At 55.0% G+C, this 14221-nt stretch carries 13 protein-coding genes; 2 read left to right on the forward strand and 11 right to left on the reverse strand.

Annotated elements, in window-relative coordinates; genetic code table 11:
• Nucleotides 1-33: 33 nt before the first annotated feature.
• The 5 genes from yciH to pgpB all read right to left on the reverse strand — a co-directional run bounded on the left by yciH (nt 34) and on the right by pgpB (nt 3683).
• On the reverse strand, nt 34-360 hold the full coding sequence (yciH, locus tag EGK14_RS03680; RefSeq protein WP_125287705.1) for a stress response translation initiation inhibitor YciH: 327 nt from the start codon (nt 358-360) through the stop codon (nt 34-36).
• Entirely contained in the window at nt 360-1121 is a 762-nt protein-coding gene (gene pyrF, locus EGK14_RS03685) for an orotidine-5'-phosphate decarboxylase (RefSeq protein ID WP_370255957.1), read from the reverse strand. The genes yciH and pyrF overlap by 1 nt, the downstream gene beginning before the upstream one ends.
• A 181-nt stretch (nt 1122-1302) precedes the next feature.
• Complete coding sequence (gene lapB, locus EGK14_RS03690; protein WP_125287707.1) at nt 1303-2472, reverse strand: lipopolysaccharide assembly protein LapB; 1170 nt, start codon at nt 2470-2472, stop codon at nt 1303-1305.
• Nucleotides 2473-2478: 6 nt separating this feature from the next.
• Nucleotides 2479-2787, reverse strand: a complete 309-nt coding sequence (locus EGK14_RS03695; RefSeq protein WP_125287708.1) for a LapA family protein — start codon at nt 2785-2787, stop codon at nt 2479-2481.
• A gap of 134 nt (nt 2788-2921) precedes the next feature.
• Entirely contained in the window at nt 2922-3683 is a 762-nt protein-coding gene (pgpB, locus tag EGK14_RS03700) for a phosphatidylglycerophosphatase B (RefSeq protein ID WP_125287709.1), read from the reverse strand.
• 212 nt (nt 3684-3895) lie between these two features.
• On the opposite strand from pgpB, the gene ribA reads away from it, so the two are divergent.
• Nucleotides 3896-4489 (forward strand): GTP cyclohydrolase II, encoded by a 594-nt coding sequence (gene ribA, locus EGK14_RS03705; RefSeq protein ID WP_125287710.1) that lies wholly within the window; start codon nt 3896-3898, stop codon nt 4487-4489.
• A 93-nt stretch (nt 4490-4582) separates the two neighbouring features.
• On the opposite strand, the gene acnA is transcribed toward ribA, so the two are convergent.
• The 5 genes from acnA to topA all read right to left on the reverse strand — a co-directional run bounded on the left by acnA (nt 4583) and on the right by topA (nt 12347).
• Nucleotides 4583-7270: an aconitate hydratase AcnA gene (acnA, locus tag EGK14_RS03710; protein WP_125287711.1), complete on the reverse strand. Its 2688-nt coding sequence runs from the start codon at nt 7268-7270 to the stop codon at nt 4583-4585.
• Nucleotides 7271-7742: 472 nt separating this feature from the next.
• Nucleotides 7743-7907 (reverse strand): hypothetical protein, encoded by a 165-nt coding sequence (locus EGK14_RS21225; protein WP_158616022.1) that lies wholly within the window; start codon nt 7905-7907, stop codon nt 7743-7745.
• A gap of 2 nt (nt 7908-7909) precedes the next feature.
• Nucleotides 7910-8068 (reverse strand): YmiA family putative membrane protein, encoded by a 159-nt coding sequence (locus tag EGK14_RS03715; RefSeq protein ID WP_125287712.1) that lies wholly within the window; start codon nt 8066-8068, stop codon nt 7910-7912.
• Nucleotides 8069-8565: 497 nt separating this feature from the next.
• Nucleotides 8566-9540: an HTH-type transcriptional regulator CysB gene (cysB, locus tag EGK14_RS03720; protein WP_125287713.1), complete on the reverse strand. Its 975-nt coding sequence runs from the start codon at nt 9538-9540 to the stop codon at nt 8566-8568.
• Between the two features lie 188 nt (nt 9541-9728).
• Nucleotides 9729-12347, reverse strand: coding sequence for a type I DNA topoisomerase (gene topA / locus EGK14_RS03725; RefSeq protein ID WP_125287714.1), 2619 nt, complete (start codon nt 12345-12347; stop codon nt 9729-9731).
• A gap of 398 nt (nt 12348-12745) precedes the next feature.
• Between topA and EGK14_RS03730 the strand changes: the two genes are divergently transcribed.
• Nucleotides 12746-12994, forward strand: coding sequence for a DUF2498 family protein (locus EGK14_RS03730; RefSeq protein WP_125287715.1), 249 nt, complete (start codon nt 12746-12748; stop codon nt 12992-12994).
• A gap of 26 nt (nt 12995-13020) precedes the next feature.
• Here EGK14_RS03730 and sohB read toward each other — a convergent pair whose 3' ends face one another.
• The gene (gene sohB / locus EGK14_RS03735) at nt 13021-14070 is read right to left on the reverse strand and encodes a protease SohB (RefSeq protein WP_125287716.1); all 1050 of its coding nucleotides are present in this window, start codon (nt 14068-14070) and stop codon (nt 13021-13023) included.
• Between the last annotated feature and the right edge of the window lie 151 nt (nt 14071-14221).

Here is a 14221-nt window from a genome sequence, read left to right on the forward strand (position 1 = left end):
CTCAAGGCCGCGACAAAACGCGGCCTTTTTGTTTCAGCCGCCCGCCAGCTTCACTTTCAGCCCTTTAGCTTCCAGCAGCGTTTTCAGCAGATCGCGCTTGTCGCCCTGAATTTCAATCACGCCCTCTTTCACCGATCCGCCGCAGCCGCATTTTTTCTTCAGCTCGGCCGCCAGCTTTTCCAGTTCGGGATCCGCCAGATCGACGCCCGCGATCAGACATACGCCCTTGCCTTTACGGCCGCTGGTTTGCCGCTGTATGCGCACGATGCCGTCGCCTTTTGGCCGCTGCACCGCCGTTTTGGGTTCATCGATGCGTCCGGTTGCGGTGGAATAGACCAGACGGCTGTTGTTATCGGCCATTATACCTCCTGAAGTGAAGCGATGATGTTATTCAGCGCAGCAGCCGGATCGGCGGCCTGGGTGACGGGACGACCAATCACCATATAATCTACCCCGGCCTGTAGCGCCTGTTGCGGCGTCATAATGCGCCGCTGATCGCCCGCCTCGCTGCCCGCAGGACGAATGCCCGGCGTGACCAGTTTAAAATCGCTGCCCAGCGCTTGTTTAAAGTTGGCCGCTTCCTGTGCTGAGCATACCACGCCGTCCAGACCACACTGCTGCGTGAGCCGTGCCAGCCTTTCAGCATGCTCCGCCGGCGAAAGCTCGATGCCAATCCCGCGCAGATCCTCCGCTTCCATACTGGTCAGTACGGTCACGGCAATCAGCAACGGCGCGTCTTTACCAAATGGTTTTAGCGCCTCGCGAGCGGCCGTCATCATCCGCGCGCCGCCGCTGGCGTGGACGTTAACCATCCAGACACCCAGATCGGCCGCCGCCGCCACGGCATGGGCGGTGGTATTGGGGATGTCGTGGAATTTCAGGTCCAGAAACACCTCAAAGCCGCGCTGCTGTAAATCCCGCACCAGCTGGGGGCCAAACAGCGTAAACATCTCTTTGCCGACTTTCAGGCGGCAGCTGCGCGGATCGATACGGTCAACAAAGGCCATGGCGCTGGCGTGATTGGCGTAGTCCAGCGCCACCAGGATCCGGGAACCGTGAGATGATTGCATGTTGAAACCCTCTGAAATAGCGCACCGCAGGGTGCAGGAGATAAACGGCAAGCATTCTACCTGCGACGTCGTTAAATTCACAGTTTAGCGCTAAGTTTTCCCTTTTCTCCTGCCTGACCATGCGGCTTTCACTGCTGCTGAAACCCTGATGTGCAGTTTATCTTTAGTATGTTGTAACTACTTGCGGCCGATTAAAATAGCCAGCGCTCCACAACAGGAGCCGCTGGCCGGTTTATTGCCCGTCCAGACCGCGGATCGGTTTCACCGAGGACCAGGCTCGACAGGAAGGACAGTGCCAGTAAAGCGCATGCGCGGTAAAGCCGCACTTGTGGCAGCGATAGCGCGGCTTGGTGCGGATCTGTTCGCCGACCATATCCCGCAGCACCATCAGGCTCTCTTTTGCCCTGCCGTCTTCCGCCTCGTGCAGATGGTAATCCATCAGGCGATGGAAAACACGCATGGTTGGATGGCGCTGCAGCTGGCGATTAATATAGATCTGCGCCACTTCGCCGCCCTCGTCTTTTTCAATGACGTCAGAGAGGTAAAGCTCGGCAGCCGCGCCGGTATTTTCCTCGACGCAGCGTTTCAGGTACTCTGCCCAGGCGTTGGGCTGTTGCAGCTGCTGATAGCAGGTTTCCAGCATCGCCAGCGTTTCGCTGACCAGCTCTTTATCCTGTTCTATCACGCGCTGTAAAAACTCAACCGCTTTTGCATGGTCGCCTTTTGCCATGTGGATACGGCCCATCATGATCGAGACGCGGGCGCTTTGCCTGTCGGCGGATTCGCCTTTTTTCAGCAGCGCCATGGCGCGATCCAGATCGTCGCTACCCATCGCCTGAAGCGCCAGCTCGCAATAGAAATGCGCAATTTCCAGACGCTGCTTTTCTTTGCCCAGCTTTACCAGCCGTTCGGCCACCTCAATGGCTTTTGGCCAGTCGCTGGTTGCCTGATGGATAAGCAGGAGCTGCTGCAGCGCGCCGACGCGGAAATCCGTCTCATCGGTCAGCTGGCTGAACATTTCTTCCGCCCGATCGTAAAAACCCGCGGCCATATAGTCGCGGCCCAGCTGCTGCACGGCCAGCAGCCGCTGATCGTAGGTGAGCGAAGCGCTTTCCATCAGGGCCTGATGAATGCGGATGGCCCGGTCGACCTCGCCACGCGAGCGAAACAGGTTGCCCAACGTAAGATGCGCCTCTACCGTGCCGCTGTCTTCCTTCAGCATATCCAGAAAGAGATCGACCGCTTTATCCTGCTGATTGGACAGCAGGAAATTAACGCCGGCGACGTAATCGCGCGACAGGCGGCTCGCTTCCTGTTGCTTATCCTGCTGCGCACTCCTGCGCCCCATATACCAACCATAGGCAGCGGCAACAGGCAGCAACAGAAACAGCAGTTCCAACATAGGAGATTATTCCTTAACGGCAGGAACGGCTGGCTGAGCCGCCGCTTCTTCTGCCTGCCCCAGCTTCTGCTGGAGACGTTTCAGTTTACGCTGGGAATTAGCCAGCGCCACGCGCAGACGGAGCCAGAACAGACCGCAAATCGCCCAGCCGATTAAAAAACCCGCGGCGAACAGCGTAGCCAGCAGCGTTGAAACGCGATATTCACCCTGCGCCAGCAGGTAGTTAAAGGTAACCACCTGATCGTTATGCGCGCCAAGCGTAACAGAGATAATGAAGATCACTAAAACCAGTAAAAAAATCAGCAAGTATTTCACAGTCCGTCCCATAGTCTGGTGATAACCAGATGAATTATGCCAAAAAATTAGCCCTGTTGCTTGCCTGATGCGCGCAGGGCGCATGAAATGCCTGCCCAATCTTCAGGTTATGGGGGCAAACGGCGCTAACACAATCACGCCTCGTCGCGTTCGCTTATTTCCTGCTCTTCCGCCGGCGGAACGGTGAGCGGCCCGCTGTAGCGCTGCACCAGCCAGGTCGCCAGCGTGACCAGCACCCAACTGATGAGCGTCGAGGTGATCAGGTCGCGCGGCCAGTGCATTCCCAGCACCAGACGACTGGCCATCACGCCAATCGCCCACGCCACCAGCACGCACAGCGTGACGATGCGGCGGCGAGGCCACAACAGCCCTATCGCCAGCAGCGCCCAGCTGGCTGCAAACATGGTATGACCAGAAGGGAAAGCATAGCCGGTTTCAAATTCCCAGTGCGCCTTCAGCCAGTCTGGCAGGCGAGGATCTTCCGCAATGGCTTCCCGCACCATCACGCTGCGCTGCTTGCGGGTCTGCTCGTAAAAGTATTTTTCATCCAGCCCGTGGTTTTGTTCCAGCCACAGCACATAAGGACGCGGCTCGCGTACCTGATCCTTAATAAACGTCTTAGTGTACTGCCCGAGCAGGATTGCCGACACCACGATTAGCAACAGAATAATCGCTGACTTAAGGCGATAGCGCAGGCACCACAGGAACCACGCGCAAAGGATCGCGCTGGTTAAGGTTCCCCAGGGACTGGTTACGGTTTCGGTCAGCCAGAACAGCAGCTGATGGCCCCACCCTGTTTCCACCGGCTGCCAGCGCCAGCCAGACAGCAGCACGCCGAACGGCATAATCAGCAGCAACAGAGCACCCAGCGTGGTGCGTTTGGCGATCTCAAACATGGTTTTCCCCGGCGATTCAGTAAGGCATTGATTTATTTCTGATGACAACGTGATAAAAAATAATAACATATTGATTGAGATGGCGATAATTGTGCGGTATTAAAACAATCGCTCTAAGAGGTTAACCGCCCGACGCCCGATTGTGGCAAAATAGCTATTATGAATGGTCGGCGCAAAGGTTAGCGCAGCCCCTGATGTATCTGGAGAGTCACATGCAGCTTAAACGGGTAGCAGAAGCCAAACTGCCCACGCCGTGGGGGGATTTCCTCATGGTTGGTTTTGAAGAACTGGCAACCGGCCACGATCATGTGGCGCTGGTTTATGGCGATATAACGAACAGCGAGGCGGTGCTGGCGCGCGTGCATTCCGAGTGCCTGACGGGCGATGCTCTGTTCAGCCTGCGCTGCGACTGCGGTTTCCAGCTGGAGGCGGCGCTGAACCACATTGCGGAAGAAGGCCGCGGCGTTCTGCTTTATCACCGTCAGGAAGGCCGTAATATCGGTCTGCTGAATAAAATTCGCGCTTATGCCTTGCAGGATAAAGGCTACGATACCGTTGAGGCTAACCACCAGCTTGGCTTTGCAGCCGACGAGCGCGATTTTACCCTTTGCGCGGACATGTTTAAGCTGCTGGGCGTTAATGAAGTGCGTCTGCTGACTAACAACCCGCGTAAGGTCGAGATCCTTAGCGAGGCGGGGATTAATATCATCGAGCGCGTGCCGCTGATTGTCGGGCGTAACCCTGAAAACGCGCACTACCTTGATACCAAAGCCGAGAAGATGGGTCACCTCTTGCCGAAAGAGTAACGGATCCGGAGCCGGCAGCGCACCATTTTATTTTCCGCGCGGCATTTTCCCTTTCCGCGCAAAAAAATGCCCCTTTTCAGGGGCATTTTTGTTTTAGTTCTCGACCAGCATGTTACGGATTACGTAATGCAGGATGCCGTCGTTGCGGTAGTAGGTCAGCTCGTTACCGGTATCGATACGGCAGCGTGTTTGCAGCGTTTCCTGACTGCCGTCCGCACGGGTCAGCGTAACTTTCACCGTGCCGCCGGGCTTAAGCTGACTGAGGTTTTCCACATCGATCTGCTCGTCACCGGTCAGCGCCAGCGTTTTACGCGTTACGCCTTCCGGAAACTCCAGCGGCAGTATGCCCATCCCAATCAGGTTTGAACGGTGAATACGCTCAAAGGATTCGGCAATAACCACGCGTACGCCCAGCAGACGTGGGCCTTTAGCCGCCCAGTCGCGGCTGGAGCCGGAGCCATATTCTTTCCCGGCAATCACCGCCAGCGGCGTCCCCTGCTGCTGATATTTCATCGCCGCGTCATAGATCGCCAGCTGCTCGTCGCCAGGCACAAAACGCGTCATGCCCCCTTCCACGCCCGGTACCATTTCGTTACGGATGCGAATGTTGGCGAAGGTGCCGCGCATCATCACTTCATGGTTGCCGCGTCGCGAGCCGTAAGAGTTAAAATCGCCCCGCTCGACGCCATGAGCCAGCAGATAGCGCCCGGCCGGGCTTTCCGCTTTAATGCTACCGGCAGGCGAAATATGGTCGGTAGTGACCGAGTCGCCAAGCATCGCGAGGATCCTGGCACCCTTGATATCAACAACCGGTTTCGGCTCTTTTTCCATATCGTCAAAGAACGGTGAAAGGCGAATATAGGTAGAGCCTTCGTCCCAGTCATAGGTGGCCGCTTCACTGACGCTGATGGCCTGCCAGTCAGGCGTGCCTTCAAATACTTCTGCATACTCTTTATGGAACATATCGGTGGAAACCAGCTGCACCGCTTCCGCAATCGCTTCCGGCGACGGCCAGATATCTCTGAGATATACCGGCTTGCCGGTCTTGTCGTTGCCAAGCGGATCCGTTTCCAGGTTGATATTCATATTGCCGGCCAGCGCATAGGCCACCACCAACGGCGGTGAAGCGAGCCAGTTGGTTTTGACATAAGGATGGATACGGCCTTCAAAGTTGCGGTTACCGGATAGCACCGCACCAACCGTCAGATCGCCCTTTTTAATTGCGCTCTCGATCGCGTCAGGCAGCGGGCCGGAGTTACCAATACAGGTAGTACAGCCGTAGCCAACAAGGTTAAAGCCCAGCTTGTCCAGGTAAGGCGTCAGTCGCGCCGCCGCCAGATAGTCGGAAACCACTTTGGATCCCGGCGCCAGCGACGCTTTTACCCACGGCTTACGGTCCAGGCCAAGCGTCACCGCATTCTTCGCCAGCAGGCCTGCCGCCATCAGGATACTGGCGTTGGAGGTATTGGTGCAGGAGGTAATGGCTGAAATCACTACTGCGCCATCTTCCAGCTGATGCTCCTGGCCCGTCGCGCTGTCGCGATAGCTGACCGGCTGGTGCTGTTTCTGCGCCTGGTTGACTTCCAGCTCGTTACTGGCCTGGAAAGCCTGCGGCACTTCACCCAGCGAAACGCGATCCTGCGGCCGTTTCGGCCCGGCCACGCTCGCTTCCACGGTGGCCATATCCAGCGCCAGTGAACTGGTAAATACCGGCTCATCGCCGGGATTACGCCACAGCCCCTGCGCTTTGGCGTAGGCTTCCACCAGCGCCACCTGTTCGCTGCTGCGTCCGGTAAGTTTCATATAGCCCAGCGTAACCTCGTCCAGGGGGAAAAATCCGCAGGTTGCGCCATATTCGGGTGCCATGTTGGCGATGGTAGCGCGATCCGCCAGCGGCAGCTCAGCCAGGCCATCACCATAGAATTCAACGAATTTACCTACCACGCCGTGTTTACGCAGCATCTGGGTGACGGTCAGCACTAAATCCGTGGCGGTAATGCCCGGATTGAGTTTACCGTTAAGCTTGAAGCCAACCACGTCAGGGATAAGCATTGAAACCGGCTGCCCCAGCATAGCGGCTTCCGCCTCGATACCGCCCACGCCCCAGCCCAATACGCCCAGCGCGTTAATCATGGTAGTGTGCGAGTCCGTGCCAACCAGCGTGTCGGGATAGGCAACTTCCTCACCGTCCTGCGTTTCATGCCATACCGCCTGACCGAGATATTCCAGGTTGACCTGGTGGCAAATCCCGGTTCCCGGCGGCACCACGCTAAAACGGTTAAAGGCTTTCTGCCCCCAGCGTAAAAAGACATAGCGTTCATGGTTACGCTCCATCTCCAGACGCACGTTTTCTTCAAAGGCGTCGTCGTCGCCAAAACGGTCGACGGTGACCGAGTGGTCGATAACCAGATCGACCGGCGAGAGCGGATTTACTTTAGCCACATCCCCGCCCAGCCTTTTCACTGCTTCGCGCATAGCGGCCAGATCGACCACCGCGGGCACGCCGGTAAAGTCCTGCATCAGCACGCGAGCGGGCCGATAGGCGATCTCACGATCGGCATGCGCCTGAGCCAGCCAGCCTGCAAGCGCGCGGATGTCCTCATCGGTTACGGAGTCTTCATCCTGCCAGCGCAGCAAATTTTCCAGCAGCACTTTCAGGGACTTGGGCATGCGGGAAAGATCGCCAAGCTGCCCGGCGGCTTTGGCCAGGCTGTAATAGTGATAACGTTGACCTTTAACTTCCAGCGCGTCTTTTGTTATTTCACGTAGGGTAGACGACATTACTCCTCCTTCGTTTGTCTTCGCATAACCTGAATAAAAGCAGGGTTTGATTTAAAGATAGTACAAAGTTGCCGTAACGTTTTGATAACATCAACGAAGCATAAAAGAAAAACGCCCCGCTGATTGCTCAGCGAGGCGTCGTTAATATCTGTTTAAATATGCTTTATTAGTGCATGACCATGCTCAGCCAGAGCAGGCTGGCCCAGAATAAGGCTGAAAACGTCCAGGCACTGAACCATGTCATTTGAGTTAAATTCATTTTTGCCCTCACTCAGGTCTTATAAGACCAAACGTATTACTTCAAAACCTCACGCCTTTGCGAGCAGGTTTTACCGTTTATCAATGGGTTGCCATGGTGGTTTCCCATCGTTGGGCCGACAGCGTGCCCTGACCAGAAATAGCTGGTCCGTTAAATAATGTTAATATTTATATTTGTCATGTTTAAAACAAAGAGTGAATATAAGCGTAAGGCTTAATCTTTATTACTTTTATCCGACATAAAATCAATAAAGTTGCGTTGCACTTCGCTCAGTCCCCAGCTTTCCGGGATGATGCTCTCTCTCGCTTTGCTTTTACACTCTACTTTTTTCGACTTAACAGCTTGCTGTGGTTTTTGATCCGAATACTGCAGGTGCATCGCTACCCCCATATCTGCCAAATCACGACTGCAACAGCTCCCCAAAACAGCGCCGATGCGGCGAATACCGCTAACCAGGCTTTGCGTCTCAGATTGCTGTTACGCTGAACCTTCAGAGCTTTGTGACCGAAGTCGGTTTCTACAGAAATTCTGCTAGCCATAGTTTTTGATAATCACTCTCATTGAAACGATTGTTTTGAGCAATCAGAAATTAGGAGGAATCCTAAACATTTTATGGCGTGAAATCCAGCTATTTTTATTACGCCGAACGATTAATAGTATTCATTAAAGTTTATGAAATCTATTGATCGCACTTAACCAAACTCATGTTAACAAATTATCCTTTAAGCCAAATTTAGTAACAATAGCTGTTTTTTCGCGCCATTGATAAATCAGCATTTATTGAAACCTCCTTGCCGTTCGTACCCTGCTGTGCCTTGATAATCAGAGTATGAGAATCATCCTGGAGGTGCGCAAAGATGCCCGCTGAAAAATGTGTACTGTTTCTCATTTAATGAATAACTTTGGAAAAACATGTGATGGGGACGGCATTTACGCAAAAAGAATAAAGAGATTTTATCAATTGCAGTAACAGGCAGGACCAATGATTATTGCAGAGCCGCGTCGCGACTCTGAACAGGAATGCGGGGGCGAAAAATTATTTGGCGGGTAATTTAATATCTTTAAACATTGCTTCAATATCTTCGTTCGAACGCAGCCCCACGGCCGTATCAACTACGTCACGGGTGAGGTGCGGCGCGAAACGCTGAATAAAATCATACATGTAACTGCGCAAAAAGGTGCTGCGACGGAAGCCAATTTTGGTGGTGCTGTAGCTGAAAACGTCTGTAGCTTCTATTCTGACCAGATCGGGGTCCGAGACAGGATCGACCGCCATGCTGGCGATGACGCCCACGCCCAACCCCAAACGTACGTAGGTTTTAATCACGTCCGCATCCGTCGCGGTGAACACGATACGCGGCGTCAGGCCAGCCCGATTAAACGCCGTATCCAGCTCCGAACGTCCGGTAAAGCCGAAGGTGTAGGTAACCAGCGGATACTCGGCCAGCTCTTCGATAGAAACTTTTTCTTTACCTGCCAGCGGATGATCCGGCGTGACCACGATGGCGCGATTCCAGTGATAGCAAGGCAGCATGACCAGATCGTCGTAAAGATGCAGCGCTTCGGTAGCGATAGCAAAATCCGCGTTCCCTTTAGACACCGCCTCTGCAATTTGCGTAGGCGAGCCCTGATGCATATGCAGCGAAACGCGAGGATAGCGTTCGATAAAGCCTTTAATAACGTTGGGCAGCGCGTAGCGGGCCTGCGTGTGCGTTGTAGCGACATACAGCGAGCCCTTATCCGGCCAGGTATGTTCCCCGGCTACTGATTTGATGGCTTCGACTTTCGACAGCACTTCGCGAGCAATACGGATAATTTCCTGGCCTGCGGGCGTGACCTGCGTCAAATGCTTGCCGCTGCGGGCAAAGATCTGGATACCCAACTCGTCTTCCAGCATACGTACTTGCTTACTGATCCCGGGTTGCGATGTATAAAGCCCCTCAGCCGTTGAAGAGACGTTCAGATTGTGATTGACCACTTCAACGATGTAACGCAGCTGCTGCAATTTCATGTTTGATCCGTCCAGTTTGGCGCCGCGCGCCGACGGGCTGTGCTGACAGAGCACCGCGCGTCGGCCTAATGCGATTTTATAATAAGGAAAGGTATATCTATAACAATCATATCAAAGATGGGTGGAATGTATAGCAGGGCAGAAGCCGCTGGAGAAAAACGGGCCGGCTGAGACGCCGGCCCGACAGGTTACTTCTTGCTGGCTTTCGCCGCTTTTTCGGTGACCGCCCATTTGCCGTCGACGTAGAACGCCGTCCAGCCTGTAGCCTTACCTTCTTTTTCCGTACTGACGTACTGCTGCTTCGTTTTGCGGCTGAATCGCACTACCGTCTTGTTGCCTTCATCATCGGCAACCGGCGCATCGGCCAGATAACGCAGCTTTTCCGGCAGACGATCGCGGAAGCGTTGCAGCTCTTCCACCAGCGGCGCGCGCGTTTCCCTGGATTTAGGGAAGGTGTTAGCCGCCAGGAATACGCCTGCCGCGCCGTCGCGCAGTACAAAGTAAGCATCCGATTTTTCACACTGCAGCTCCGGCAGCGGAACCGGATCTTCTTTTGGCGGCGCAACGTCGCCGTTACGCAGGATCTTACGGGTATTTTTACAGTCGTCGTTGGTGCAGGCCATGTACTTGCCGAAACGGCCCATTTTCAGGTGCATCTCCGAGCCACACTTTTCGCACTCTACGATCGGCCCGTCATAGCCTTTGATACGAAATTCGCCCTGCTCGATTTCATAACCGTCGCAGCTTGGGTTGTTGCCGCACACATGCAGTTTACGCTGATTATCAATCAGGTAGCTGTCCATCGCCGTGCCGCATTTACCACAGCGACGGCGCGCGCGCAGCGCGTTGGTTTCCGCATCTTCGCCTTCGAGAATATTCAGTACCTCATTCTCCGGGATCAGATTGATGGTTTGCTTGCAGCGCTCTTTCGGCGGCAGCGCATAGCCGGAGCAGCCGAGGAACACGCCGGTGCTGGCGGTACGGATCCCCATCTTACGCCCGCAGGTTGGGCAATCGATGGTGGTCAGCACCATCTGGTTCGGCTGCATGCCGCCCTCTTCCGGATCTTTATCCGCCTTTTCCAGCTGCTGGCTGAAGTCGGCGAAGAATTTATCCAGCACGCCTTTCCACTGCGCTTCGTTGTTGGCGACCTGATCCAGGCTGTTTTCCATATGCGCGGTGAAGTCGTAGTTCATCAGCTCGCGGAAGTTTTCTTCCAGCCGGTCGGTAACGATTTCGCCCATCTTTTCCGCATAGAATCGACGGCTTTCCACGCGCACGTAGCCGCGATCCTGAATGGTCGAGATAATCGAGGCGTAGGTGGAAGGACGACCGATACCGCGTTTTTCCAGCTCGCGTACCAGCGAGGCTTCACTGAAGCGTGCCGGCGGTTTGGTAAAGTGCTGGCTTGGCTTCAGCTGCTGCAGCGCCAGATCTTTCCCCACTTCAACCGGCGGCAGCGTACGGTCTTCATCGCCTTTGCGCAGCGCAGGCATCACGCGGGTCCAGCCGTCAAAGCGCAGCGTACGCCCTTTCGCCTTGAGTTTGAACTCGCCGGCGCTAACGGTCAGCGTCGTGGAATCATACTGCGCCGGCATCATCTGACAGGCAACGAACTGACGCCAGATTAGCTGATAAAGCTTCTGCGCGTCGGCTTCCATATCCTTCAGCTGTTCGGCCAGGACGGCGACGTCAGAAGGACGGATCGCTTCGTGCGCTTCCTGTGAGTTATCTTTGCTGGCATAGGCATTGGCGGTCTTCGGCAAATATTTTTCGCCAAATTCGTTTTCGATATAGCCGCGCGCCATGCTGACCGCATCCTGACTCAGATTGGTCGAGTCGGTACGCATATAGGTAATGTGGCCCGCTTCATAGAGGCGCTGCGCCATCATCATGGTTTTTTTCACGCCGTAGCCCAGACGGGTACTGGCCGCCTGTTGCAGCGTTGAGGTAATAAACGGCGCGCCGGGCTTGCTGCTGGTCGGCTTATCTTCACGGTCGGTAACCTGATAGCGCGCTTTCTCCAGCAGGCTGACGGCGGCCTGGGTCTGCTCGCCGTTAACCGGACGGAAAGGCTTGTCGTGCTGATGAGTCACTTCCATAGGCAGCAGCGTGCCTTCCGGCGTATTCAGATCGGCATGCAGCTCCCAATACTCTTCCGGCACGAACGCTTTGATTTCGCGCTCGCGCTCTACCACCAGCCGCACGGCAACTGACTGCACGCGCCCTGCGGACAGTCCGCGAGCGATTTTCTTCCACAGCAGCGGCGAAACCATATAGCCCACCACGCGGTCCATAAAGCGGCGCGCCTGCTGAGCATTAACCCGATTGATATTCAGTTCGCCCGGCTTGTCGAAAGCCTGACGAATAGCATTTTTGGTGATTTCGTTGAACACCACGCGGCTGAAGCGCGAATCATCGCCGCCGATCACTTCCCGCAGGTGCCAGGCAATGGCTTCCCCTTCGCGGTCAAGGTCGGTTGCGAGATAGATGTGGTCGGCATTTTGCGCCAGCGCTTTCAGCTCGGAAACCACTTTCTCCTTGCCGGGAAGGATCTGATAGTTCGCTTCCCAGCCGTGATAGGGATCGACGCCCATCCGGCTGACCAGCGCGGCCTTCTCGTCCTTTTTCACCTTTTTGGTGGTCTTACTGGTTGTAGAGTCAGCGCTCTTTTTAACTGTTGATCCACTGGTCGGCAAATCGCGGATATGACCGACGCTGGATTTCACCACGTAGTCGTTTCCGAGATATTTATTGATTGTTTTGGCTTTTGCCGGGGACTCAACTATTACGAGAGCTTTGCCCATATTTACCTTTACCTGATTAAAACATCCGAGAGTAAATTGTGCCGAAAGCCTGCGGGCAATCCAGCGCGTTAAAACCTTCATGGCCGACGGCAGAATCCGGCACTTTCCCTGTTAACGCTTCCCGCTCAGGAAGCCAACTCACTGATTAACGACACCTTTTACAAACTGTTAAGCGCATCACTAACAAAGCGTAAAGCCAGTTTTACGCCCGGAACCCGAAACGCCCACACTCTACCTGATAAAATCTGTTACGCAACTTAATTAGCATCCACAGCGGATTTACGCCAGAAAGTCATAAAAAAGCGTGTGGGCAGGCAAGCGCCCATCGGCATTGAGTTTTTGCGGCGGCGCGGCGTACTATACTGCTCACCTGCCGTCTCTATAAAGGAGAGAATTCTGTGAAGCATACCCAGGCTATTGATAAATCTGCCCTCCTGCAAAAGGCAAACGAGCTCATCGCGGAGCACAAAGATTTTTTTCCCGGACTGAGCGCTACGGACGTGGAGCAGAAAGGCGACGTGCTGGTTTTTCGCGGCGACTATTTTTTGGATGAGCAAGGCTTGCCCGGCAGTAAAAGCACGGTCGTGTTTAACGTTTTTAAGTTTCTGGCCACGGAGCTGTCGCCACTTTATCACCTGCAGGAATAGCGCCCGCCAGGCAGGCGCTAACAGAACTACAGCAGCGGCTTCTCGCCACGCTGCCACAGGCGCAGCAGCAGGCGTTCGACGCTGACGCTGGCGCTTTGCGTAAAGCGATCCATCATTTTTTTGCGCTTCACGTAGTGCACCGCAACCACTTCCCGCGCCTGCATTTGGTCGATAATCAGATCGTCGCTGGTACCGATAGCGTCGACCAGGCCTTTTTCCAGTGCCTGGGTGCCGAACCAGTGTTCGCCCGTCGCCACGCTATCGATGTCCAGCGTCGGGCGCATCTGATGCACAAACTCTTTAAACAGCTGATGCGTCTCGTTGAGATCTTCGCGGAATTTTTCGCGGCCCTGTTCGGTATTTTCACCAAACAGCGTTAGCGTGCGCTTGTACTCTCCGGCCGTATGCAGCTCCACGTCGATTTCATTACGCTTCAGCAGGCGGTTGAAGTTAGGGATTTGGGCAACCACGCCGATCGAGCCGATGATAGAAAACGGCGCGGCCACGATGCGATCGGCCACGCAGGCCATCATATAGCCGCCGCTCGCCGCCACCTTATCCACCGCCACGGTCAAACGAATGTTCTTATCGCGCAGCCGCTGAAGCTGGGAAGAAGCCAGCCCATAGCCGTGCACCACGCCACCCGGGCTTTCCAGACGCAGCAGTACTTCATCCTGCGGTCTGGCGACGGCCATAACCGCCGAGATCTCTTCACGCAGCGAGGCGACCTCGTGCGCGTCCATGCTGCCTTTAAAATCCATCACATACAGCGTGGGCTTGCTTTCGGCTGGCTTAATACCCTGTTTTGCCTCGGCTTTGGCGGTTTTTGCCTCCAGTTTGTCCTTTTTTTTCTGCTCTTTATACCAGCGCTTTTTGTCATGCGGCTTCATGCTCGCCAGGCGCATTTCATCCTTTATCTCCTGATACGCCTCATTCAGCCGAGTCAGGCGCAGCTGGCCGCCCTGAGCGCGTTTACGCATGGCCAGATGCGTAATCAGAATAGCAATGGCCGCGATCGCCACGACCACCGTGACCGTCTTGGCCAGAAAAAGTCCGTAGTAAGAGAGTAGTTCCACGCATTCCGCCTTATTTAACATCCAATTAGATCAGTGGCTAGTGTAGCCGAGTCGGTGCCCGGCGTCGCCCGGATCCGTCACGGGCGCAAAGATAGCGCTGCGCAGAGACCAGGCATTCGGGCGGTTTACTGTTGCGGTCAATGGATTAGCA

The sequence above is a fragment of the Erwinia sp. 198 genome (genome assembly GCF_003937915.1).
Taxonomy (GTDB): Bacteria; Pseudomonadota; Gammaproteobacteria; order Enterobacterales; family Enterobacteriaceae; genus Erwinia; species Erwinia aeris.

What these genes read in the sequence shown, in the direction of transcription:
- lapB (WP_125287707.1), bottom strand. Translation starts at nt 2,472, where the DNA reads ATGTTGGAACTGCTGTTTCTGTTGCTGCCTGTTGCCGCTGCCTATGGT.
- EGK14_RS03715 (WP_125287712.1), bottom strand. Translation starts at nt 8,068, where the DNA reads ATGGCTAGCAGAATTTCTGTAGAAACCGACTTCGGTCACAAAGCTCTG.
- EGK14_RS21225 (WP_158616022.1), bottom strand. Translation starts at nt 7,907, where the DNA reads ATGCACCTGCAGTATTCGGATCAAAAACCACAGCAAGCTGTTAAGTCG.
- pgpB (WP_125287709.1), bottom strand. Translation starts at nt 3,683, where the DNA reads ATGTTTGAGATCGCCAAACGCACCACGCTGGGTGCTCTGTTGCTGCTG.
- yciH (WP_125287705.1), bottom strand. Translation starts at nt 360, where the DNA reads ATGGCCGATAACAACAGCCGTCTGGTCTATTCCACCGCAACCGGACGC.
- acnA (WP_125287711.1), bottom strand. Translation starts at nt 7,270, where the DNA reads ATGTCGTCTACCCTACGTGAAATAACAAAAGACGCGCTGGAAGTTAAA.
- cysB (WP_125287713.1), bottom strand. Translation starts at nt 9,540, where the DNA reads ATGAAATTGCAGCAGCTGCGTTACATCGTTGAAGTGGTCAATCACAAT.
- topA (WP_125287714.1), bottom strand. Translation starts at nt 12,347, where the DNA reads ATGGGCAAAGCTCTCGTAATAGTTGAGTCCCCGGCAAAAGCCAAAACA.
- ribA (WP_125287710.1), top strand. Translation starts at nt 3,896, where the DNA reads ATGCAGCTTAAACGGGTAGCAGAAGCCAAACTGCCCACGCCGTGGGGG.